This window comes from Microvirga vignae (genome assembly GCF_001017175.1).
Classification (GTDB): Bacteria; Pseudomonadota; Alphaproteobacteria; order Rhizobiales; family Beijerinckiaceae; genus Microvirga; species Microvirga vignae.
Window position 1 is genome coordinate 61,009 of sequence record NZ_LCYG01000045.1, and the last position, 22,666, is coordinate 83,674.

Below are 22,666 nucleotides of genomic sequence, written 5' to 3' on the forward strand. Positions count from 1 at the left end.
CGGCTGTATGGCCGCTCTCATTCCCTTCTCATTTTCAAAGTTCGCTTCATGCCCAGCTTGCGCATTGTTTTGCAGGTCTTTGTTCTGCTGATCGGTATGACTGCTAGTACCAAGGCTGGCCCCTATGAGGAGGCATTACCGAAATTTGCCGCTGATAGCTATGCGGATACGGAGACTGCCCTTTCAGCAATCGCAAACAGTGGCCACGCTCGGGCTCTAACCGTTGTCGAGGCGCTGCGGGATGGGCGTCTCCTGCTCGGGGCTGGGCAGGTCTACCTTAAAGAGGTTTCGGGCACCCTTATTGATGTGGCGACAGGACAGGCGGCAAATCCGACAGGAAACCTCAAGCCGATTCGGGTGAACAACCGCGTTCGGCGTGCCACCGAGGCGGCGTTGGGCAGCCTTACGCTGCTCAGCGCGGATCCGGCAACCCGTCTCAATGCAGCCCGCGCCGTCTTCCGCTCTCGTGATGTCGCCGCGTTATCGGCGCTTGAACGTGCCATCGCTCAGGAGAGCGATGTCCATGTGCGAGATGCGTTGGAGGGTGCACGCGCTGCGATCATCTTAAGCAAGCCCGATGCCTTGATTTCAGACAAGAAAGCAGCCATCGAGATCCTGGAGGCGCGCGGCGACCAGCAGGCGCTTGCTCTCCTCACCACCTTGCCCTCCGATGCACCGCCAGAACTGGTCAAAGCTGCAGGCGATGCGGCCGAGGGTATTCAGACGCGCTTGGCATTCTGGAATGCACTTCAGAATGTCTGGTACGGGATTTCTCTCGGATCAGTCCTGCTTCTGGCTGCCATCGGGCTTGCCATCACCTTCGGAACCATGGGCGTGATCAACATGGCCCATGGTGAAATGGTCATGATAGGGGCCTACACGACTTTCGTGGTGCAAGAAACTATCCGTGGCTATGCACCGGGCCTCTTCGATGCCTCGCTTTTCATCGCATTGCCGCTCGCCTTCCTGGCGGCCGGGACCGTGGGCATCATGATTGAGCGGGGGGTCATCCGATTTCTATATGGACGTCCACTCGAAACCCTGCTCGCGACATGGGGTTTATCGCTCATTCTGCAGCAGGGAGTGCGCACCATTTTCGGTCCGACCAACCGTGAAGTCGGTACGCCAGCCTGGATGAGCGGGGCCTTGGAGGTTAGTGGTTTGAGCCTAACCTACAACCGCATCGCTATCGTGATCTTCGCCTTCTCGGTCTTTGCCGTTCTTCTCCTCGTCATGCGCTATACATCGCTCGGCCTTTATGTCCGGGCCGTCACGCAGAACCGGCGCATGGCGGCATCCATGGGGATCCGAACCAACCGCATCGATGCGTTGGCCTTTGGGCTTGGCTCGGGCGTGGCCGGTATCGCCGGTGTTGCCCTGTCGCAGATCGACAATGTCAGCCCCAATCTGGGACAAGGATACATCATCGACAGCTTCATGGTTGTCGTGTTCGGCGGCGTCGGAAATCTCTGGGGCACTCTGGTCGGCGCGATGACTCTTGGTGCCGCGAACAAGATGCTAGAGCCTTATGCAGGCGCTGTCCTCGGCAAGATCGTGATCCTCATCGCAATCATCCTTTTCATCCAGAGACGACCGCGCGGATTGTTTGCGCTGAAGGGCAGGGCGGTGGAAGCATGACGACTCAATCCGTGCTCGATAAGCAGTCGATCGTCGTCTTGTCTCTCCTGGCTGCGGTGGCTGTTCTGGTGCCGGTCCTGAACGGATTGGCTGTCCCCGGGTCGGCTCTGCATCTCTCCGATCACCTTGTTCCCCTACTTGGAAAATATATCTGCTTTGCCCTTCTGGCGCTTTCTGTTGACCTGATCTGGGGCTATTGCGGTATACTTTCACTGGGGCACGGCGCCTTCTTCGCGCTCGGCGGATATGCCATGGGCATGTACCTCATGCGCCAGATCGGACCTCGCGGCGTTTATGCTCATCCTGTCCTGCCAGATTTCATGGTTTTCCTGAACTGGAAGGACCTTCCCTGGTTCTGGTACGGCTTTGACGTCTTTCCGTTCGCGATGCTCATGGTATTGCTGGTTCCTGGCATTCTCGCCTTCATCTTTGGCTGGCTCGCCTTCCGCTCTCGCGTAACAGGCGTCTATCTCTCCATCATCACGCAAGCAATGACCTATGCGCTGATGCTAGCCTTCTTCCGCAATAACATGGGTTTCGGCGGGAACAACGGCCTAACCGACTTCAAGGATATTCTGGGCTTCCCTCTGCAATCCGCCTCGACCCGTCGTGTCCTGTTTGTGCTGTCCGTCGCTGCACTTGGGGCAGGCTATCTGCTGTGCCGATGGCTCGTCGGCTCCAAATTCGGCAAGGTACTCGTGGCAGTCCGAGATGCTGAGAGCCGAACACGGTTCTTGGGCTACAGGGTTGAGCATTATAAGCTGGCCGTCTTCACGATCTCCGCGATGCTCGCGGGGGTAGCTGGCGCGCTCTACGTGCCACAAGTCGGCATCATCAACCCAAGCGAATTCGCTCCTGCGAACTCCATCGAACTCGTCATCTGGGTGGCGGTTGGCGGGCGTGGAACGCTAGCTGGCGCTATTCTGGGTGCACTGGTTGTGAACGCCGGCAAAACCTGGTTCACGGGGGCACTTCCAGAATTCTGGCTATTCGCTCTGGGCGGTCTCTTCATCTTCGTCACGCTGTTCACGCCTCGCGGCATTCTTGGTGCAGGGCAGGGATTGTGGGAGAGAGCAAAGCAGATGCTTGGATCAAAGCCTTCCCGAAGCAGTTTCTCAGGCGGCGGAGTAGTACCATGAGCGCCCCTGTTACGCCGACGCTTCTATATCTCGATGACATTACAGTCTCCTTCGATGGCTTTCGGGCGTTGAATTCACTTTCGCTCGCCATCGACCATGCTGAGATGCGCGCCATCATCGGCCCCAATGGGGCGGGCAAGACGACGATGATGGATGTGATTACGGGAAAGACCAGGCCCGACCAAGGAACCGCACTCTTCGAAGGGTCTCATGATCTGACGGTTCTGGATGAAGCGGCCATCGCTGAACTCGGCATTGGTCGTAAATTCCAGACGCCAACCGTGTTCGAGATGCATTCTGTCGAGGACAATCTTCTTCTCGCGATCAAAGACAAGCGCGGGCCTTTCTTGACCCTATTCTCACGACGCACCACGCTGGAGCGCGAGAGAATTGAGGTGCTCCTCGAACGCATTCGCCTGACCGCTCACCGTTATCGCAAGGCAGGCGAACTGTCCCACGGTCAGAAGCAGTGGCTTGAGATTGGGATGCTGCTGGCGCAGGAGCCTAAACTCCTGCTGATCGACGAGCCTGCCGCCGGCATGACCGATCAGGAGACCGCCGATACAGCCGAACTCTTGCGTGACATTGCCAAAACAAAAGCGGTCGTTGTGGTGGAACATGACATGACCTTCGTGCGCGATCTTAATGTAAAGGTCACATGTCTTCACGATGGCTCCGTGCTCGCAGAAGGTTCGCTCGATGCAGTCAGCGCAAATGAGCGCGTGGTTGAGGTGTACCTGGGCCGATGACGATGCTTTCAGTTGAAAATCTGTCCTTGTATTACGGTGCTGCTCAGGCCTTGCGCGGGGTGTCCGTTGACGCTGCTTTGGGTGAGGTCACCTGCATTCTTGGTCGTAACGGCGTAGGAAAGACATCTCTTCTGCGGGCCATCGCTGGTCATCGGCCGATTTCGGATGGGACGATCCGCTTCGATGGCAAGGATATCTCCCGTCTGCAGCCGTTCGAGCGCGCAGCCTTAGGCATTGCCTATGTTCCACAGGGGCGAGAGATTTTCCCACTGCTGACAGTTCGAGAGAACCTGGAAACAGGTTTTGCGCCACTGACGCGCCCGGAACGTCGGATCCCTGACGAGGTGTTTGAGCTCTTCCCCGTTCTCAGGTCGATGTTGCATCGGCGGGGCGGAGATCTCTCCGGTGGCCAGCAGCAGCAGCTTGCCATTGGCAGAGCGCTCGTGACACGGCCTCGGCTTCTCGTGCTTGATGAGCCGACAGAGGGAATTCAACCTTCCATCATCAAGGACATCGGGCGGGCGATTATCTATCTGCGCGGGCGGAAGGACATGGCCATTCTGCTGGTCGAGCAATATTTTGATTTTGCTCGCGACTTGGCTGACCGCTTTGTGGTCATGGAACGTGGTGAGATCGCCCAGGAGGGTGATCGTGATGCACTTGAGGGCGACGATGTACGTCAACGCTTGGCCATTTGACGGCGCATCGCGGTCGACTACTCCTCAGCGTCAGCGTGCCATCGGGTGCGTCGCATTCAGTGCGGCAGGTCTGAATGGATCCACGCGCCCGATGCGTATTGAGGAAAGCGGTTCCATGCGCATTAGGATACCAAAGGGTGAGGGAACTGGTCTCGATGCCATACTCGTGAACACCGCAGGTGGCATCGCATGCGGCGATCGCTTCACCGTTAGCATTGAGGCGCGTACGGGAGCGGCAATCACGATAGCGACCCCCGCAGCGGAGAAGGTCTACCGTTCTGATGGGCCTGTTGCAGAGCTGGCCGTATCGCTGAATGTGCATTCTGGAGCGCGCCTCGACTGGCTCCCGCAGGAGACCCTTCTGTTCGATGAAGCACGCTTAGCCCGCCGACTCGATGCGACAATCGAGGAGGATGCGCGCCTGACCGTATTTGAGGCGGTTGTGTTCGGGCGTGAAGCGCGTGCCGAGCATATGGCCAATGGTCTGTTCGAAGATCGCTGGCGTATCCGCCGCGGACGGCACCTGGTTTACGCCGATACGTTACGATTGGATGGACCCATCGCGGATCTGCTGAAAAGGCCGAGTGTCGGTAACGGCGCTCGTGCTTTCGCTACCTTGATTCATGTCTCGCCCGAGGCCGAGGCACGTCTCGAGTTCGCCCGCGAGAACCTTTCTTCTGGAAGTGGCTGTGATGCTGCCGCCAGCGCCTGGAATGGTCTGCTGGCTGTGCGATTCTGCGCCATGAGCATCGAAGTGCTTCGGGCAGCAGTCATCCCATTTCTCCTCGTATTCCGCGGCGAGCCCCTGCCTCGTGTCTGGCTCAGCTAGGGTAACCTCATGCAACTTACACCCCGTGAAAAAGACAAGCTCCTCATCGCCATGGCCGCCATGGTTGCGCGCCGACGCCTTGAGCGTGGCGTCAAGCTCAACCATCCGGAAGCCATCGCTCTCATTACCGACACGGTAGTAGAGGGGGCCCGTGATGGAAGATCCGTTGCGGAGCTGATGGAAGCAGGCGCCCATGTCATCACCGCCGATCAGGTCATGGAAGGTGTCGCTGAGATGATTCATGACGTGCAGGTCGAAGCCACATTCCCGGATGGAACGAAGCTCGTCACCGTCCATCATCCCATACGCGGTGCCGCTTCAGCGGATATACCGGGTGAGGTGAAGGCTCAAACCGGTGAGATCATGTTCAATGAAGGTGCCGAACGCATTGCATTGACAATCGCGAATACGGGTGATCGGCCCATTCAGGTTGGGAGCCACTATCATTTCTATGAAACGAACCCGGCTTTATCGTTTGACCGTGAGAAAGCACGCGGCATGCGCCTTGATATCGCACCAGGAACCGCAGTGCGCTTCGAGCCTGGAGCAACACGGGAGGTGGTGTTGGTGCCGCTTTCGGGCAAGCGGGAGGTCTATGGCTTCCGCCAAAGCGTAATGGGGGCACTCTGATGTCGAATGCGAGAAAGCCTCCCTCTCTCCCGCGTGCAGCCTATGCCGATATGTTCGGTCCAACCAGGGGCGACCGGATCCGTCTTGCCGATACCTCCCTCATGATCGAAGTGGAAAAGGATTTCACCATCTACGGCGAAGAGGTGAAATTCGGCGGCGGCAAAGTCATCCGCGACGGAATGGGCCAAGCGCAGACGACACGGGCTGCGGGAGCCGTCGATACGGTCATCACCAATGCAGTGATCCTTGATCACTGGGGCGTGGTGAAGGCCGATATCGGAATCAAAGATGGGCGCATTGCGGCGATCGGCAAGGCGGGCAATCCGGATGTGCAGCCCAATGTCGGTATCATTATCGGTCCTGGCACGGAGATTATTGCCGGCGAAGGCAAGATCATCACCGCAGGTGGCTTCGATTCCCACATTCACTTCATCTGCCCGCAGCAGATCGAAGAGGCCCTCATGTCGGGCATCACCACGATGCTCGGCGGCGGCACGGGGCCTGCGACAGGTACCTTCGCCACCACCTGTACGCCCGGTCCATGGCATATCGCACGCATGATCGAGGCGGCGGATGCCTTCCCCATGAACCTGGCTTTCACCGGCAAGGGCAATGCCTCGCGGCCTGGCGCTTTGGAGGAAATGATCCAGGCAGGTGCCTGCGCTCTCAAGCTGCACGAGGACTGGGGTACCACGCCCGCCGCCATCGATTGCTGTCTGTCGGTAGCCGATGCCTATGACGTGCAGGTGATGATCCACACGGATACCCTGAACGAGTCGGGGTTTGTCGAGGATACGATCGCGGCTTTCAAGGGACGCACGATCCATGCCTTTCACACGGAAGGTGCAGGCGGTGGACACGCGCCGGACATCATCAAGGTGGCAGGATTGCCCAATGTGCTGCCGTCCTCCACCAACCCGACGCGGCCCTATACGGTGAACACCATCGATGAGCATCTCGACATGCTCATGGTCTGCCATCACCTTTCACCCTCGATTCCGGAGGATTTGTCCTTTGCCGAGAGCCGCATCCGTAAGGAGACCATTGCGGCGGAGGATATTCTCCACGACATTGGTGCCCTCTCCATGATGTCATCCGACAGCCAGGCCATGGGCCGCGTCGGAGAAGTCATCATCCGCACGTGGCAAACGGCCCATAAGATGAAAGTGCAGCGCGGTGCACTACCGGGTGAGACGGGGAACAACGATAATTTTCGCGCGCGTCGCTACATCGCGAAATATACGATTAACCCGGCCATTGCGCATGGCGTCTCCAAGCACATTGGCTCAGTCGAAGTCGGTAAGCTCGCCGATCTCGTGATCTGGACACCCGCCTTTTTCGGCGTGAAGCCGGATCTCGTAGTAAAAGGCGGAGTGATTGCGGCTGCGCTCATGGGAGATCCCAATGCTTCTATCCCGACCCCGCAGCCCGTGCATTACCGGCCCATGTTCGGAGCCTATGGCCGGGCGCTCGCCACAACCTCTCTGACCTTCGTATCGAAAGCGGCCGTAGAGAATGGGCTGGCGTCTAAGCTCGGCGTTCAAAAGCAGCTTGTGGCGGTCGAGAACGTTCGCAGCGGCATTGGCAAGAAGGACATGGTGCTCAATGACGCCACACCCATGATCGAGGTCGATCCCGAAACCTACGACGTCCGTGCCGATGGCGATTTGCTGGTCTGCGAGCCCGCAACGATCCTTCCCATGGCCCAACGCTATTTCCTGTTCTAACATGATCCGCGCCACATCCATCATTCGCCACGTAAATGTTGACACCGACTGCATTGTCGATGTGATCACTCTCGACCATGGGGATCGCCACCGCCGACGCATCGTACTGAATGCCGATGGCGGCACCAGGTTTCTACTCGATCTCGACAAGGCAGACGTGCTGGAGGACGGCGATGCCATCTGCCTGGAAACGGGATGGCTCGTTGAGGTAAAAGCGGCTTGCGAGCGCCTCGTCGAGATCAAGACCGACGACCCTCTCGAACTCCTGACGCTGGCCTGGCACATCGGAAACCGGCACGTTCCTGCGGAGATCACACGGGACGCGATCTATATCGGCTATGATCATGTGCTGGTCGATATGCTGCGCGGCCTACGGGCTCAGGTCGATATCGTCGAGCGTCCCTTCCGCCCAGTGCGTGGGGCTTATCACCACCATGGCATTCATTCGGAGCACCATCATCACCATGGACATACCCATGGATGATTGCATGCCGCTTCAGATGATTGATCGTGACCCAATGGCGATCCTGCCGCTCTTTGTCTGGCTGTCGCCCTCCTATCCCGTTGGCTGCTATGCCTATTCCCATACCTTGGAATGGGCAGTGGAAGCAGGAGATGTCACGAGCGAGGAAACGCTCGTTGCCTGGCTTACCGATCTGTTGACTTTGGGGCTAGGGTGCAATGACGCCATTCTGCTCTGTCATGCCTATCGGGCGGTGAGGGCAGGCGATGCTGTTGCTCTCGAAGAGGTCAACGAACTCGCGCTTGCTCTCTCACCCTCGGCCGAGCTCTATCTCGAGACGAGCCAGCAGGGAAGGAGCTTTCTGGATGCGACGCTTGCAGCGTGGCCTTCTCCTCTGTTGATGTCGCTGGAAGGCGATGTCGCTTTTCCTGTCGCCATCGGTATGGCCGCGGCAGCCCATGAAGTCCCTTTAGCCACTACCGCAGCAGCTTATCTCTTTGGACTCGTTCAAACACTCATTTCCGCTGCCATCAGGCTTGCGCCGATTGGTCAGACCGCGGGCATTCGTGTGTGCGCGTCCCTGTCTGTCACCGTTCAGAATGTGTCGCGTCAAGCTCTAGATTTATCGCTCGATGATATTGGCGGCGCAACCTTCCGCGCTGATCTCGGCTCCTTCCATCATGAAAATCAATATACGAGGCTTTTCCGCTCATGAACTCTCAAACGGGACCCCTTCGCGTCGGCATCGGCGGGCCTGTCGGTTCCGGCAAGACGGCACTGATGGAAGCGCTCTGCAAGACTTTCCGCGAGCGCTACGATATTTGCGCCATCACCAATGACATCTACACCAAAGAGGATGCACGGCTTCTGACAGTCGCAGGTGCTCTTCCGGTCGAGCGCATCATGGGTGTCGAGACAGGCGGCTGCCCGCACACGGCTATCCGGGAGGATGCATCCATCAACTTGGCGGCCATCGCCACGATGCGAAAGCGCTTTCCGGCTCTCGATATCGTGCTGGTGGAGTCCGGGGGCGACAATCTCGCGGCGACCTTCTCACCTGAGCTCGCTGATCTCACGATCTATGTCATTGATGTGGCGGGTGGAGAGAAGATCCCGCGCAAAGGCGGTCCCGGCATTACCCGCTCGGATCTGCTCGTCGTCAACAAGATCGATCTGGCACCCCATGTCGGCGCAGATCTCACCATCATGGAGGAGGACACAAAGCGCATGCGCGGCCGGCGTCCTTATGTGTTCAGCAATATCCGTGAAGGCGTCGGGGTTGATGCCATCGCGAAGTTTATCGAGCAAGCCGGCGGCTTGGCTGCGGTTGCGTGAGAAGAGGGGGGATCTCGATGAGACTAATGCGTTCAATTCTTGCAATCAGTGTGGTGGCTAGCGCCACTCCGGCCTTGGCCCATAGGGGGCAGCACCTCATCTCCGGTTTCGCAGCCGGATTCGGACATCCGTTCACAGGTCCGGATCACGTGCTTGCTATGGTCAGCGTTGGCCTGTTCGCGGCCTTTCTCGGACGTAGAGCGACCTGGACTTTACCTGCAGGCTTCATTGCCATGATGCTCGTCGGCGGAGCGCTGGGCATGACGGGGATTGGCATTCCCGCTGTAGAGGCTGGCATTGCTGCCTCTATTATTATTCTTGGAATACTTATTGCATGGGGGCGCTCTTGGCATCCGGCAGCAGCGATGGCGCTTGCGAGTTCGTTTGCTCTCTTCCACGGCTATGCGCATGGCATGGAGATCCCCGAAGGAAGTGGCGTTCTCGCTTATAGCGTTGGCTTTGCTCTTGCGAGCCTTGCCCTGCACCTTTTTGGCCTCGCTACAGGGACTGGCCTAACGAAGCAGAGCCAGGCGTTGCACATTTCAGGCGTGGTCGTCACTTTGGCAGGCTTGTGGGTTGCATTTGGATGACCGTTGCCGCGCGGTCTTCAGGCCGCACGGCTCCTTCTGGTTTAGAAGATCTTGTGTTTGTGCAGGATAAATTGCAGGGCGCGCGCTTATTTTCCTGCTATTTGGCAGCTGTCGCCGCTACCGCAGTGCTCATTTTTTCTTTCCTGCAAAAGCTATATGCGCGTTGTCATATGTAATATTAATGCGCACTGTGCCAGTATCCCAGATTCGCTTATGATCTTGGAGAGGCTCATTGTTTTCCTGTCTATGTCGCTCCTGCTTAGAACGCAATGACAAGTGCTGCTCACACAGCTCCGTAGCCTGAAAATGTAATTACGTGTCGTTTATGCATTGTGCTTGAAACATTGCTGCGGGATGCGCACAAATCTTCAAGGAACAGCGTTGCCGTTCTTCATTTTATTACAACTGTATATCGTGTTGTTCTTCGGTTAAAAGTGCGGCAAGATGAACCGTGTAAACAATAAGAATTGACTTCTGTCCTATCCTTGCCGATCAGACATGTGCGTTGAAGGAGGAGAATAATAATGGGGGGGCGTGCGCGCATCGGCCTTATTGCCGATGATGATGCGTATTTCCGGATGGCCGTGGGTGCAATTCTTAATCGGCAATTTGGTTTCTCCGAGATCATCGAGGCTGGCTCTTTGGATGAGGCCTTGGAGCGACTGGGCGAGTATCCGAACATTGGGGTCGCGCTGTTCGACCTTTCCATGCCGGGCATGGGGACACCCACAAATCTGCGCACGGTTCGGGAATGCTTTCCTGATACACGGGTCGCCGTCATTTCAGCATCCAGCAATCGTCGCAATATCCTTCTGGCTCTTGAGGCTGGAGTACATGGTTACATGCTCAAGAGCCTGAGCATTACGGATCTTGCTGCTGCTCTTCAAACCATCTTCGATGGGGGGATCTATGTCCCTCCCTGCTTGGCGGATATCTCCGGCGCGCCTGTGGAAACGACTGAGGACGAACCGCAGAAGGCTGCAGAAAAGACGGAGCCACCAGCGCCTGAGCCAGAACCGGAGCATGGTGAGCCTGTCAGTCCTCTGACACCGCGCCAGCAAGACGTGCTCGATCTTCTGGTACAGGGCAAGACCAACAAGGAGATCGCCTTGGCTCTCGGGCTTGGAGAGGGGACGGTCAAGATCCATATGGCAGCGATCTTCCGCTATTTCGGCGTGAACAACCGCGCTGCAGCGGCTGTTGCCGGCGCGCGCCCTTATCCGAACCGCCGTCGCAGGCTGATGAGCGGCATGTAATTCAGTAGAAGTGCGTCGCGATGAGGCTCGACTACAAGGTCAGAATGATGCGAGCAGGGACAAAACTGCTCCGCCTGCACCGGGATAGTCTTCACTGGCGCTTCTTGCTGATTGGTGTCGCGGCTCTGGCACCGTTGACAGCCGCTCTCGTCCAATTCGCAGGCGATGAGCGAAAGCTCGCGATGAAGGCGACGCGGGAGCGCGCTGAAATTCTGATTTCCTACGCCATCGATAGCCAGAGCCATATCATTAGCGAGGCGAACACGGCGTTGCACTTCATGAGCGAGGCAGGGGCGCTCCAATCCGACAGGGGGATGTGTGGAGCAACTCTGCAACGTCATCTGAGCATGTACCGATGGATGAGCGCGGTGCGGGTCTCAGATCCGAGTGGCAATGAAATCTGCAGTACCCATGCCGGTGCCAAGGTGCCGAACTTCACAGAGCGTGAATTCTTCCGCCGTGTTCTCAATGGCGAGCGGTTTGCGTTGAGTGAGCTTGCCGTTGATCCGACCAACGGCGATCTCAGCATGACAGCGGCAGTGCCGATCCTCCGGAACGGTCAGATCTCGGGCGTGATCTCTGCTGATGTGCGGCCTGGCTTGTTGGATGAGCGCTCTCTAACCCGGTTTGATCCTGGTCTCGACATCAACATGCTCGTGATCGATCGTAACGGCACTCTTGTCGCTCATTATCCTTCCAAGAAAGAACTTGTTGGTAGGAACCTTCAGGGGTACGACGTCGTGCAGAAGGCCCTTGTGGCCCCACAAGGCAATGCGGAGGCAGCGGACCTTATGGGAGCCTCCCGGCTGTTCGTATTTCGAACCCTGCCAGGTACCGAGGCCATACTCGCGATTGGTTTGAATCGGGCATCGGTGATCGGCCCCATTGATGAGACGCTACGTTACAGAATTTTCCTGGTCATTGTGATTGTCAGTGGTTCGCTCCTCCTCGGCATGCTCGGTGTCGAAGGATTGATCCTAAGACCTTTGCGGAGCTTGGTTCAGACGGCAGAGGCACTCGAACATGGACACTTCAATGTGCGCTCACCGTATAAAGGGGCCGGCGAGGTTCGCATTCTCGAACGCGCCTTCAACAGGATGGCTCAGGCAGTTGCCGATCGAGAGAAGGAGCTAGTGGCGGCCAAAGATGTAGCGGAGAAAGCTCTCAGCCAAGCCAATATTGCCAGCCAGGCAAAAACAAACTTTTTGGCTTCGATGAGCCATGAGATCCGAACGCCCTTGAACGGCATCATCGGGTATACGGAGCAATTGCTTGATGAGAAGCTCAATGCCAAGCAAAGGCGTTATGCGGACCTCATCCAGGTGTCCGCTTCTGCCCTGCTGACGGTTGCTAACGATATTCTCGATTTCTCCAGCATTGAGACCGATCAGATCAAATTGCGGATCCAGCCGTTCTCGCTTGTCTCACTCGTCGACAACACGGTTTCGATTGTCAGCAGCGGCGCGGGCAAAAAAGGCGTGCCGATTAGGATCGAGTGGGATCCGAATATTCCAAAGATGGTTTTGGGCGATGAGGCGCGCCTGCGCCAGGTTTTACTCAATCTCCTGAACAACGCCGTGAAGTTCACGCGTGAAGGGCATATCACGACGCGCTTGGAGAGCAAAGGAACTTCCGAGGCGGGGGATGTGATCCGCATTTCCGTGATCGATACAGGAATCGGTATCGCACCAGAGCAGCATAGCCGTCTCTTCAAGCGCTTCTCTCAAGGCGACCCGTCCATTCGCCGCGAGTTCGGCGGCACGGGTCTGGGGCTTGCTATTTCTAAGCGCTTGGTCGAACTGATGGGCGGCCAGATCGGCGTTGACAGCGAGCAGGGCAAGGGATCGACCTTCTGGATCGAGCTGGCATTGCGTCACGCTGATATGGAACTGCCACTCTCGGCTGAAGCTGGCTTGCCGATGGCCACCAAACCTGCCCGTATCCTCATCGTCGAGGATGTCGATATCAACCGGGAACTGGTGCAGACCCTGCTTGAGTCCGCGGGACACGTCATCGACGCCGTCTCCAATGGGGAGGAGGCAGTCGCAGCTGTCCAGGCCACGTCCTACGATCTGGTGCTGATGGATATCCAGATGCCGGGAATGGATGGAATGACGGCTATCCGTGAGATCCGTCGCCTTGAGCATTCCTCCAGTCAGGTTTTCGTTGCTGCCATGACGGCGAATGTCCTGCCGCAGCAGGTGCGCGACTTCTTGGCTGCCGGTTTCAACGATCACTTAGGCAAGCCTATTCGGCGCGACGATCTTTTTAGAAAGATGAGGGAATGGCTTCCCGATACTACAGAAGGGGCGGATCCCCATCCCGATGCGCGCTTTGGACGGATGAACGTCTTTCAGGAAAGGCATTTTGCCGATTTCAAGAACACGATTGGTGCAGATCGGGTCCTTCAATGGCTCACGCGGCTTGACGAGCTGCTGGCGGCAACCTTCGCCCGCGATGAGTTCGTGGTGGCAGACCGTCGCCACATTGCCAAGGCAGCCCATGCCATAACCTCACAGGCGGCTCTCTTGGGTTTCTCGGAGCTGGCCGAGTTCTGCACGGCTCTCGAGCGAGAGTGTGGAGCAGGCAATGACATTTCCGTGTCTTTGAAAAACGTGTGCCATGCCGCCCAAATGGTTCGGAAAGTGATTGCCCGCATGACCTCTCTGTCGCCAGCATAGCGCAATCGGCCTAGGCCATTCAGTGGAATGGAGTGGGCCTTTGAAATGAGGCAAAGTTTCATATCCTAGACTAGGCGTGAGCGGCGTGCCTTCGGGCGCTCCCCTCGGAGATCAGAAGAATGACCCCAATCCATCGGCCGCAATTTCAAATGTCGGGCGTTCTGCCGCGTCTGAACAAGTTTTGGAAGAATGAGGGCGGGGCAGCAGCCGTTGCAGTGGGCATCATGTCTCCCGTCATTATCGGCGGAATGGCTTTAGGGGGAGAGACAGGATACTGGTATTATACTCAGCGCAAACTCCAGCATGCGGCCGACGTCGCGGCTCATGCGGCAGGCGTCCGCAAGCGAGCTGGGGAAAGCGGAGTGCCGCTTCGGACAGCGGCCACTCAAGTGGCTGCCGCATCGGGCTTTCTGCCCGTGATGGTGGATGCCGATCCCGACCCGGCCGTTACACAACCAGTCGCCACCAACCTGACCATCAACAATCCACCGCAGACCGGTAGCTTCATCGGCAATACCAAGACGGTCGAAGTTGTCCTCACCGAGACCAAGCCGCGCCTTCTGTCATCGATCTTCTCTAACGAGGCTGTCGAGATCAAAGCACGCGCCGTTGTAAGGCTCGATGGAGGCTCTCCTGCATGTGTCGTGGCACTGTCTGAGACAAAGCCGAAAGCCGTTGAGGTCTCCGGCAATACCAGCGTGACTCTCAACGATTGCAGCATCGCTGCCAATTCAGTGCAGCCTGATGCCTACTATATGCCAAATTCCACGGCTGATCTCACGGCAGATTGCATCAGCACAGTCGGCGGCTCTTCCATCAAAGATCCATCAAGTGGGCTATTGGAACTGAAGGTTTGCGAGAGCGTGCAGGAGAACGCGCCCCCGGTCGCGGATCCCTACGCCGACGTTCCCGAGCCGGTCATTACAGGCTGTGATGAATCTGACAAAGTTGTATCAGGTCTTGTCGAGACGGAGCGCACGGATCCCATCAATGGTCCAATAAAGATCTTTTGCTCGGGTATCGAGGTTGAAGCAAACACGACCGCCGAATTCAAACCCGGTCTTTATGTCATCACTGGTGGAGAGTTGAAGGTCAACAACAATGCCACATTGAAGGCGACTGGAGCGACGTTCTTCTTTGCTAACAATACGATAGCTTCAATATCAGGTTCAGCAGTCCTCGATTTGACTGCGCCAACGACGGGGATGTTCGCAGGCCTCGTATTCTATGGGGCGAGCTGTGAGGATGCTCCGACTGAATGTGGGGAGGTGTTCAAGATAACGGGCAACTCGTCCACCACCAGCATCAAAGGAGCGATCTATCTGCCCGGGTCGACGATCGAGTTCCTTGGAGGTACAAATGCATCGTCGAGCTGCCTTCAGATCATCGCCGATAAAGTGACCTTCACAGGCAATTCAGAGATCGAAATGGGAGCGGCGTGCGCGGGAACCGGGACAAAGACCGTCCTTATCGGGGAAGTCGTGAAGCTCGTCGAATAGAACTGGGCGAGGTTTATTCAGGTCCTCAAGAGCGCTCTTTACGAACCTGAGTCAGCATTGCAATCACTAGATGCTCATGATCTTGATCACGGCAGGCGTGATGATAACTGCGAAGAGAACGGGCAGGAAGAACAGGATCATCGGAACAGTGAGCTTGGGCGGAAGCGCCGCAGCCTTCTTCTCGGCCTCGCTCATGCGCATGTCTCGGTTTTCCTGAGCCAGAACCCTCAAGGATTGGGCAAGGGGAGTGCCGTATTTCTCCGACTGGATCAGACTCGTCACGACGCCCTTGACGCCGTCGAGGCCGGTGCGCTCGGCCAGGTTCTCGTAAGCTTTGCGGCGGTCCTGAAGATAGGACAACTCTGCCGTCGTCAGGCTGAGCTCCTCGGCGAGCTCGACACATTGGGAGCCGATCTCCTCCGACACCTTCCGCAAGGCGCTCTCGATGCTCATGCCGCACTCGACGCAGATCAGGAGGAGGTCCATCGCGTCGGGCCAGGACCGGCGGATCGCTTCCTGCCGCTTCGTGATCTTGTTCTTTACGTAAAGCTGAGGGGCGAAGTAGCCGAACCAGGCCGCTGCCACCGCAATACCCAGCTTGACGAAGAGGGGGTGCTGCAGACGCAGCACAACGAAGACATAAAAGATGGCGACGAGGAACATCACCAGAGGCGCAATCGCTCGGACAGCCAGAAATGTGATGACAGGGCTCTGTCCGCGGTAGCCCGCCATGCGCAGCTTCTGGCTAAGGTCTCCATCCTCCATGCGCTTTTCGAGGTCGAGCCAGTCCACAATCGTCTTAAACAGCTTTTTCGGCTCGCTTCGCAGAGACGGCTGCTTGTTCCTGTCATTGAGGCGGGTGCGTTCTCTCAGTCGAATGCGCTCCCGCTCACTGGCGACTTGTGCCATGCGAGTGGTGAATTCGTCGCGCGCGAAATAGGGCCACGACAGGACAAGAATGGCGCCGCCGACCGAAATCGCGGACGAGAAGGCAATGATGAAGTCAGTGTTCGTAAGGAGGGATCCGAGCATCACATGCCTCAGAAGTCGAAATTGATCATCTTACGCATAACGAGAATCCCGACCATCATCCAAAAACCAGATGCCGCAAGCGTAAAATGTCCTGTGGTCGTGGTGAAGAGAAGGCTGATGTAATCAGGCGAAGTCAGATAGATGAGAACGGCAACGACGACAGGCAGGCTGCCGATAATGCCCGCCGAGGCCTTGGCTTCGGAACTGACAGCCTTGATTTTCGCTTTCATCTTCTTGCGCTCACGCAGCACCTTCGAGAGGTTCGCGAGAGCCTCTGAGAGACTGCCACCCGTCCGGCTTTGCAGGGCAATGACAATGGCAAAGAAGTTTGATTCCGGGAGAGGGATACGTTCGGCAAATTTCTGGACCGCCTCGTCCATGGGCACGCCTAGGGTCTGATCCTCCAGAATGACGCGGAATTCGCTTCTGACAGGCTCCTGCGCTTCGAGAGAGATGATCCTCAAGCAATCCACAAGCGGCAAACCCGCTTTGACGCCACGGACGATCACATCGACGGCATTCGGGAATTCTTCCGAGAATTTCTTGAAGCGGCTGCCTCTCTTACCATTCACATAGAGATAAGGGAGGAGAAGTCCTCCTGCTATGCCGAAGCCAATGGAAGGGATGAGGCCGACACCGAAGACAGCCAGAGACGTCAGGAAAGAGATGGCACCGGCGATGAGGCAGATCACATTATATGTTCTGAGATTCCAGCCCAGGCCTGCCTGACGCATGCGGGCCGTCAATGTGAGCTTGGACGTCTTCTTGATCTTTTGCTTGTCTTCCAACTCGCGCAGAGTGGCTTCAACAGCCTTTCTTCTCCTGGACTCGTCATTGCCTGCGACACGGTCGGCCACCGGCCCTGCTGCGGCAATGGCTGCGAAGCGCTTGTAGCTCTCGGAACGGCGCTCGATATAGGAATAGAATAGGGCGATAACGATGCCGCCCGCGCAGAAGGTGACGAGCAGGGCAATGTAGACGGGAGTGAGCTCTTGCGTCAGCATGCTGGCAGCTCGCTAGGTGTTAGATTTTTCGGCGGCGTCGAGGGCAGCTGCGAGGCGCTTTTCCTCTCCATAGTAGCGCGCGCGATCCCAGAAGCGCGGGCGACCGACACCCGTCGAGCGGTGTTGTCCGATGATGTTTCCCTTGGCATCTTCGCCGAGGATTTCATAGGTGAAAAGATCCTGGGTGATGATGACATCGCCCTCGAGGCCGAGAACTTCGGTGATATGCGTAATGCGACGAGAACCGTCACGCAGGCGGGCTGCCTGAACAATCACGTCAACGGAAGAAACGATCATCTCACGGATCGTCTTTGAGGGCAGGCTGTATCCGCCCATCGTGATCATGGACTCGATACGGGACACCGCCTCTCGAGGGGAGTTGGCGTGAAGGGTTCCCATGGATCCATCGTGGCCTGTGTTCATCGCCTGAAGAAGATCGAATGCCTCGGGGCCGCGAACCTCGCCGACGATGATGCGCTCAGGGCGCATACGCAGACAGTTCTTCACGAGATCACGCATGGTGATCTGGCCTTCGCCTTCAATATTCGGCGGGCGTGTTTCCAGGCGCACGATGTGAGGCTGCTGCAATTGAAGCTCCGCGGCGTCCTCGCAGGTCACGATGCGCTCGCCGGGCTCAATATAGCGGGTGAGGCAGTTCAGCAGCGTCGTTTTGCCGGAGCCCGTACCTCCGGAAACAATCACATTGCAGCGGACACGTCCGATGATCTCAAGGATCTGCGCACCTTCGGGAGTGATCGAGCCAAACTTGACGAGCTGATCGAGAGTGAGCTTGTCCTTCTTGAATTTGCGGATTGTGAGGGTTGGTCCATCGATGGCGAGCGGCGGAGCAATCACGTTGACGCGTGAGCCATCCGGTAGGCGCGCGTCGCAGATGGGGCTGGATTCATCGACGCGGCGTCCAACCTGGCTGACGATACGCTGGCAGATATGCAGGAGCTGTGCATTGTCGCGGAACTGGATATCCGTCTTCTGAACCTTGCCGCCGACCTCGATGTAGACCGTATCAGCGCCGTTGACCATGATGTCGGCGATATCGTCCCGGGCCAGAAGGGGCTCGAGGGGGCCATAACCCAGAACGTCGTTGCAGATGTCCTGAAGCAGTTCATCCTGCTCGGCAATCGACATGACGAGCTTCTTGGCGGTCACGATGTCCTTGACGATCTCACCGATCGCCTCACGTGCGTCCCCGAGCTCCATCTTACCCAGCTGGGCGACATCGATGGCTTCGATCAGTGCCGCAAAAACCTGGGCTTTCAGGCCGTAATACTCGTCAGTCTTTCGGCTGCCTTGCGAGCGCGGCTCTGACCGTTCCAACAGATTTTGGGTCGGAGGAACTGTTGCGGATGAGATGCGAGAATGGGGCTGGGTCGGATGGGCCGGTTTGGATGTGCCGGGGGACATGACCTGGGACGGCCGGTCAGTCTGCAATCCGGGGGGGAGGGCATGGGGCTGTTTGATCCCCTCGTTCTGCAAACTTCTCCTGCCGAACATGCTGCAAGCCCCGCTTTGTTTTTGGGCCCTCCAACCTGCCCATCAGGTTGGCTGCCACAATTCGTTAGTGTTTATTAGAGCCTGGCTACCGTTAGGGTCTATTCAGCCTCATGGTCTAGGACTAGCCGAGACAGGCCCTCGGCCAAATGGTCTAATTGATTTACTGGCGCAGGAAATGGTTTGAAAAAAGGATGCCAGATGACCGGACATTCTTCATGCAACGCCGTTCTCTTCAATTGATTGCTACGGTTCTCCTGTTGGGGAGCTCTGCCTTTTCACAACAAGGCAAGGCGGATGAGGCGGTCGTCCAAGTGCCTCCGGGCTCATCTATCTCCCGCCTCAAGGTCACCCGGGATCAGACCACTCTTCCGATGGTTTTGGATTTCGCCAAGATCCTGACCTTCGACCAGCCCGCACGGACTATCATCATCGGCAATCCTGGGATCGTTGACGGTACCCTGAGCGATGAAACCAGTATCGTGCTCACCGGAAAGGCGGTGGGGTCCACGAACATGATCGTTCTGGGTGAGGGTGGTCGGGAGATCGCCAATTTACGCGTGAACGTGTCCACCAACGCGCGACAGGTGACCATGGTCGATCATGGCGGCGTACAACAGACTTATTCCTGCGCCGATACCTGCCGGCCGATCGGAAAGGCTGATCCTGCAAAATAAGGAATGATCTGCCTCTCAAAGCACAAGCGGGACCATCTTGGTCCACACTCATGCCTATCATTCACGCTGCTTTAGGGAAGCGACGGGTGAGCGACATAGTGAATGTGTCACTCACGAAAGCAGGCACAACGGGCCTGAAGATCACATCGGCTTTTACGGATCGAAAACCCGTATCCTCAGTAACCGTGACCTTCGGGATCTCATCCGGATACTGACTCGGGTCTGTGGTCACGAGCGTCGGGAAATCTTTCATGATCTCCGCGACCAGCTGCTCATTACTAGTGTTGAAAACCAAGCTTTTTCGGGCCGCCCGATCCATCGCATTCGACACCTTGTTGTAGAGATAGAATGCGCGGCCAAAGTCGATGGCTATCAAGGATCCTGCAATCAGGAGCAGACCGATGAATGCGAATTCGACGGCAACCGATCCCTTCTCGCAAGAGCCCAGACGTCTGAACGTGCGGGCGATCCTTCTCATCGAACCTGTACCCTGATCTGAGGTTCGAATGAGAAATCCAACAATAGCATGTTCGAGGACCTGCTCTGGGCCCGGAGCGAGTAGAAGGCGAGGGTTGGCTTAGAGCCTGTACATATTGTCGAACAGGCGACATGGGGGCCCTCGATCGCATTGGGGCATACGCAATAGCGAGAGGCGCCGACGATAAGGGGCGGCTTCTCTTTCACCGGAACTGTGCTGCCGACAGCAAAGTTTCCCGAGGCTGCCATGATGTTGAGGACATTGACGACCTCCTCGGCGGCAGGACTTGTGGATTTATCCAGCATGGCTTGCTGAGCGCCGGCTCTGAGAACTTGATCGATCGCCATGCGTTGGTGCGCGAGAACCGCCAGATCTGCGACGGAAAGAGAACCGAGCAGAATGATCGGCGCAAAAAGTGCGAACTCAAGCGCCGAGACTCCAGTCTGATCGCGCAGAAACCTGCTCCATGCAGCCCTGGACCGACAAAGGCCCAGTGCCGAGAGGGCTGTTCTGATTATCTTGAATGGGGCAAGATCCCGCTGCACGGCCGTGACCTCGCTTACTTCCTCACCGAGCCGGAGCCGCGCTTCATCATGCCGAGCAGAGATCCCAGGCGGAGCGCCTTCTTTTGCGAGCGCTTTGCATCCTTTCGACCGGTCAGGATATCAGCGATCTCCCCGAAAGACTTGGGTGCTGCTCCCTTGCTGGAGACTTCAGCGATCATCTGTCCTTTGTTGGCGGCCGTTCCAAACAGCTGGGCTTCGAAACCAATGCAGGTAATCGGCTCAAGCTGAACGGCTTTGGCGAATTCCTTAGGCTTGATCTCGGGCCTCTTCGGCATGCCGACTTGGTTCAGGACCAGCTTGGGTGGAGGATCATGAGGGCGCACTTGCCGTAGAACATTGATCATGTTCTTCGCGTTGCGCAGGTTGGCGAGATCCGGCGCGGCCGTGATGACGATCTCATCTGCTGCAACCAGCACATTCCTGGCCCAGGAGGTCCACATATGCGGCAGGTCCAGAACCGTGAAGGGAATGCTCGATTGTGCAACGTCGATCAGTGGCTCGATTGCGTTCTCGTGGAGATCATAGGGCTTCTCGAGATCCGTCGGAGCGGAGAGGAGATTCAAATGGTCGCCGCACTGGGTCAGAAGGCGGTCCAGAAGTACGTCGTCGAGGCGACCAGTGTCCTGGATCGCTTCCGAGATACCCGGTCCGGTATCAAGGTTGAAATCGAGGCTGGCGGTCCCGAAGGGGAGATCCAGATCGGCGATCATCACGTCGGAGCCGAGCTGGCGGGCGATTGTCCAGGCGACATTGTGAGCGAGGGTCGACGAGCCGACACCGCCCTTGGCGCCAACGAAGGCATAGGTCTGGCCGAGCTTGCTTGATCTGTTCTCGCCATAGATACTGGAGATCGATGCGATCAGCGAGACAGGATTCACCGGTGCAAGGAGATATTCGCTGACGCCTCGCTTGATGAGCTCACGGTAGAGCACGATGTCGTTGGCGTGGCCGATCGCCAGGACGCGTGTCCCCGGATCGCAGACTTCGGCAAGACGGTCGAGATCGGCAATATAAAGATTCCCTTCCGAACGGCTCTCGATGATGACGAGGTTCGGAGTTGACGTCTGGCGATAATGCTCGACGGCGGCGGACACGCCGCCCATATGCACATCTACGCGTGTGCGTGACATCAAGCGATCACGGGCTGCATTCTCGATAACGCTTGCCACATCCGGACTATCGCAAAACGCGTCGATGTTGATGCGTGGGATGCGCGCAGATTCGCGGGCGCGGGCAATGTCTTCCAAAGTGCTCGTTGACGGTGCCGTTTGGTCAAAATCCTGCCGGGTCGCCCTGCGGGGAAGGTCGTCTGCCATGTCGAAGGTCATGTCCGTCATCTGAATGAGCGATCCTGCTGTAGGTTCGCGTGTTAGAACTTCACGACTTCGCTTTGGCCCGCCCGCAGGATCCGCACGGACACGCTCTCCGAAGGAAGTAGAGGCTCGTCGTCATTATCGGCAGCCGAACGTAGCGAAAGGGAGAGAATGCCCGCCGCTTGGGCAGCCGCGATGGCTTCGGCCTGAGATGGGCCGAGCTCGAGGGTCGCCGTTTTGCCGACGGCAACAGGCTGTCCCTTGGCTTCCTCGATCTTCTGGTCGACCGCCAGAACGCGGATGTTGGTGAGGATCGTGCGGCTGAGATTGTCGGTTTGACCTTGTCCGGGACGCGCGACGGTTTGGATCACGTCCACACGGTCATTTGGCAGGATGAACCCACCTGCCGTGCTTTCCACTGAGATGCGAATGGCGACTGCGCGTTTGCCCGGTGCGAGGATGGAGGCGAGCAGGCTCGAGTTACGGGAGAGCTTCTCTTCGCGGATCGGCTCGCCGGAGACGAACTGGCTACGCACCATGATGCCCGTCAAAACCTTGATGGCCTCCGGTTGCGCGGGGCGGGTGATGAAACCGGAGCTGACCGCATCGGCAGGCCAGGGCTGCCACCGAAGGCTTTTGTCGTTCAGGTATTGCCCCTGACCCAGCTCGGCCGATGCAACCAGAACATCGATCATCGCGGCCTGAGGCGCGGGAGCGGGAGCCGTCGTGACGGCAACACCTGGTCTCATCGACAATGCAAGCCAGCCGGCAAGGCTGCCGGCTGTGATAGCGATGACGAGAATGACAATACGCAGCATGATCAAAGACCCTGACGAATGAGAAAGAGCGCTTT

Annotated in this window: 22 protein-coding genes and 1 pseudogene; 16 read left to right on the forward strand and 7 right to left on the reverse strand. The window is 57.4% G+C overall.

Translation table 11 applies throughout. The annotated features are described in order from the left end of the window. The first annotated feature begins 48 nt into the window (after positions 1–48). From urtB to AA309_RS18190, 15 genes and pseudogenes are all read left to right on the forward strand, one after another. On the forward strand, positions 49–1,638 hold the full coding sequence (gene urtB, locus AA309_RS18125; RefSeq protein WP_047190421.1) for an urea ABC transporter permease subunit UrtB: 1,590 nt from the start codon (positions 49–51) through the stop codon (positions 1,636–1,638). Then, positions 1,635–2,777 (forward strand): urea ABC transporter permease subunit UrtC, encoded by a 1,143-nt coding sequence (urtC, locus tag AA309_RS18130; RefSeq protein ID WP_047190422.1) that lies wholly within the window; start codon positions 1,635–1,637, stop codon positions 2,775–2,777. The genes urtB and urtC overlap by 4 nt, the downstream gene beginning before the upstream one ends. Next, a complete protein-coding gene (urtD, locus tag AA309_RS18135) occupies positions 2,774–3,526 on the forward strand; it encodes an urea ABC transporter ATP-binding protein UrtD (RefSeq protein ID WP_047190423.1) in 753 nt (250 codons plus the stop codon). Before urtC ends, urtD begins: the two co-directional genes overlap by 4 nt. 2 nt (positions 3,527–3,528) lie before the next feature. Next, a complete protein-coding gene (urtE, locus tag AA309_RS18140) occupies positions 3,529–4,224 on the forward strand; it encodes an urea ABC transporter ATP-binding subunit UrtE (protein ID WP_047190459.1) in 696 nt (231 codons plus the stop codon). A 115-nt stretch (positions 4,225–4,339) separates the two neighbouring features. Beyond that, complete coding sequence (locus AA309_RS18145; RefSeq protein WP_244470411.1) at positions 4,340–5,053, forward strand: urease accessory protein UreD; 714 nt, start codon at positions 4,340–4,342, stop codon at positions 5,051–5,053. Between the two features lie 9 nt (positions 5,054–5,062). Then, positions 5,063–5,683, forward strand: a complete 621-nt coding sequence (locus AA309_RS18150) for an urease subunit gamma (protein WP_047190425.1) — start codon at positions 5,063–5,065, stop codon at positions 5,681–5,683. Continuing rightward, entirely contained in the window at positions 5,683–7,410 is a 1,728-nt protein-coding gene (gene ureC / locus AA309_RS18155; protein ID WP_047190426.1) for an urease subunit alpha, read from the forward strand. Before AA309_RS18150 ends, ureC begins: the two co-directional genes overlap by 1 nt. 1 nt (position 7,411) lies before the next feature. Continuing rightward, on the forward strand, positions 7,412–7,894 hold the full coding sequence (locus AA309_RS18160; RefSeq protein WP_047190427.1) for an urease accessory protein UreE: 483 nt from the start codon (positions 7,412–7,414) through the stop codon (positions 7,892–7,894). Between the two features lie 4 nt (positions 7,895–7,898). Beyond that, on the forward strand, positions 7,899–8,588 hold the full coding sequence (locus tag AA309_RS18165; RefSeq protein WP_244470412.1) for an urease accessory protein UreF: 690 nt from the start codon (positions 7,899–7,901) through the stop codon (positions 8,586–8,588). Next, a complete protein-coding gene (gene ureG, locus AA309_RS18170; protein ID WP_047190429.1) occupies positions 8,585–9,208 on the forward strand; it encodes an urease accessory protein UreG in 624 nt (207 codons plus the stop codon). The genes AA309_RS18165 and ureG overlap by 4 nt, the downstream gene beginning before the upstream one ends. A gap of 26 nt (positions 9,209–9,234) precedes the next feature. After that, entirely contained in the window at positions 9,235–9,798 is a 564-nt protein-coding gene (locus AA309_RS18175; RefSeq protein WP_052954809.1) for a HupE/UreJ family protein, read from the forward strand. Between the two features lie 524 nt (positions 9,799–10,322). After that, positions 10,323–11,054 (forward strand): response regulator transcription factor, encoded by a 732-nt coding sequence (locus tag AA309_RS18180; protein WP_047190431.1) that lies wholly within the window; start codon positions 10,323–10,325, stop codon positions 11,052–11,054. A gap of 182 nt (positions 11,055–11,236) precedes the next feature. Continuing rightward, entirely contained in the window at positions 11,237–13,735 is a 2,499-nt protein-coding gene (locus tag AA309_RS32190; RefSeq protein WP_160310490.1) for a hybrid sensor histidine kinase/response regulator, read from the forward strand. Positions 13,736–13,884: 149 nt separating this feature from the next. After that, positions 13,885–14,058, forward strand: a pseudogene (locus AA309_RS37775) (pilus assembly protein TadG-related protein); the annotation flags it as partial. Between the two features lie 93 nt (positions 14,059–14,151). Continuing rightward, positions 14,152–15,234, forward strand: coding sequence for a hypothetical protein (locus AA309_RS18190; RefSeq protein WP_244470413.1), 1,083 nt, complete (start codon positions 14,152–14,154; stop codon positions 15,232–15,234). Positions 15,235–15,300: 66 nt separating this feature from the next. Here the strand turns inward: AA309_RS18190 and AA309_RS18195 are convergent, their stop codons facing one another. Genes AA309_RS18195 through AA309_RS18205 form a run of 3 tightly spaced genes read right to left on the reverse strand, consistent with a single transcriptional unit; the run spans position 15,301 to position 18,782 of the window. Then, a complete protein-coding gene (locus tag AA309_RS18195) occupies positions 15,301–16,269 on the reverse strand; it encodes a type II secretion system F family protein (protein WP_047190433.1) in 969 nt (322 codons plus the stop codon). Between the two features lie 5 nt (positions 16,270–16,274). After that, entirely contained in the window at positions 16,275–17,270 is a 996-nt protein-coding gene (locus AA309_RS18200; protein WP_047190434.1) for a type II secretion system F family protein, read from the reverse strand. Positions 17,271–17,282: 12 nt separating this feature from the next. Continuing rightward, the gene (locus tag AA309_RS18205) at positions 17,283–18,782 is read right to left on the reverse strand and encodes a TadA family conjugal transfer-associated ATPase (protein ID WP_047190435.1); all 1,500 of its coding nucleotides are present in this window, start codon (positions 18,780–18,782) and stop codon (positions 17,283–17,285) included. Between the two features lie 155 nt (positions 18,783–18,937). On the opposite strand from AA309_RS18205, the gene AA309_RS18210 reads away from it, so the two are divergent. Continuing rightward, positions 18,938–19,456, forward strand: a complete 519-nt coding sequence (locus tag AA309_RS18210) for a pilus assembly protein N-terminal domain-containing protein (protein WP_150117627.1) — start codon at positions 18,938–18,940, stop codon at positions 19,454–19,456. A gap of 61 nt (positions 19,457–19,517) precedes the next feature. Here AA309_RS18210 and AA309_RS32195 read toward each other — a convergent pair whose 3' ends face one another. The 4 genes from AA309_RS32195 to cpaB all read right to left on the reverse strand — a co-directional run bounded on the left by AA309_RS32195 (position 19,518) and on the right by cpaB (position 22,631). Further along, a complete protein-coding gene (locus AA309_RS32195; protein ID WP_244470415.1) occupies positions 19,518–19,832 on the reverse strand; it encodes a TadE/TadG family type IV pilus assembly protein in 315 nt (104 codons plus the stop codon). 98 nt (positions 19,833–19,930) lie between these two features. Next, positions 19,931–20,479: a TadE/TadG family type IV pilus assembly protein gene (locus AA309_RS37780; protein ID WP_047190436.1), complete on the reverse strand. Its 549-nt coding sequence runs from the start codon at positions 20,477–20,479 to the stop codon at positions 19,931–19,933. 14 nt (positions 20,480–20,493) lie between these two features. After that, positions 20,494–21,837 (reverse strand): CpaE/TadZ family protein, encoded by a 1,344-nt coding sequence (locus tag AA309_RS18225; protein WP_244470416.1) that lies wholly within the window; start codon positions 21,835–21,837, stop codon positions 20,494–20,496. A gap of 32 nt (positions 21,838–21,869) precedes the next feature. Further along, positions 21,870–22,631 carry a Flp pilus assembly protein CpaB gene (gene cpaB, locus AA309_RS18230; RefSeq protein WP_047190437.1) on the reverse strand — a complete coding sequence of 254 codons (762 nt, stop codon included), beginning with the start codon at positions 22,629–22,631 and terminating at the stop codon, positions 21,870–21,872. Positions 22,632–22,666: the final 35 nt, after the last annotated feature.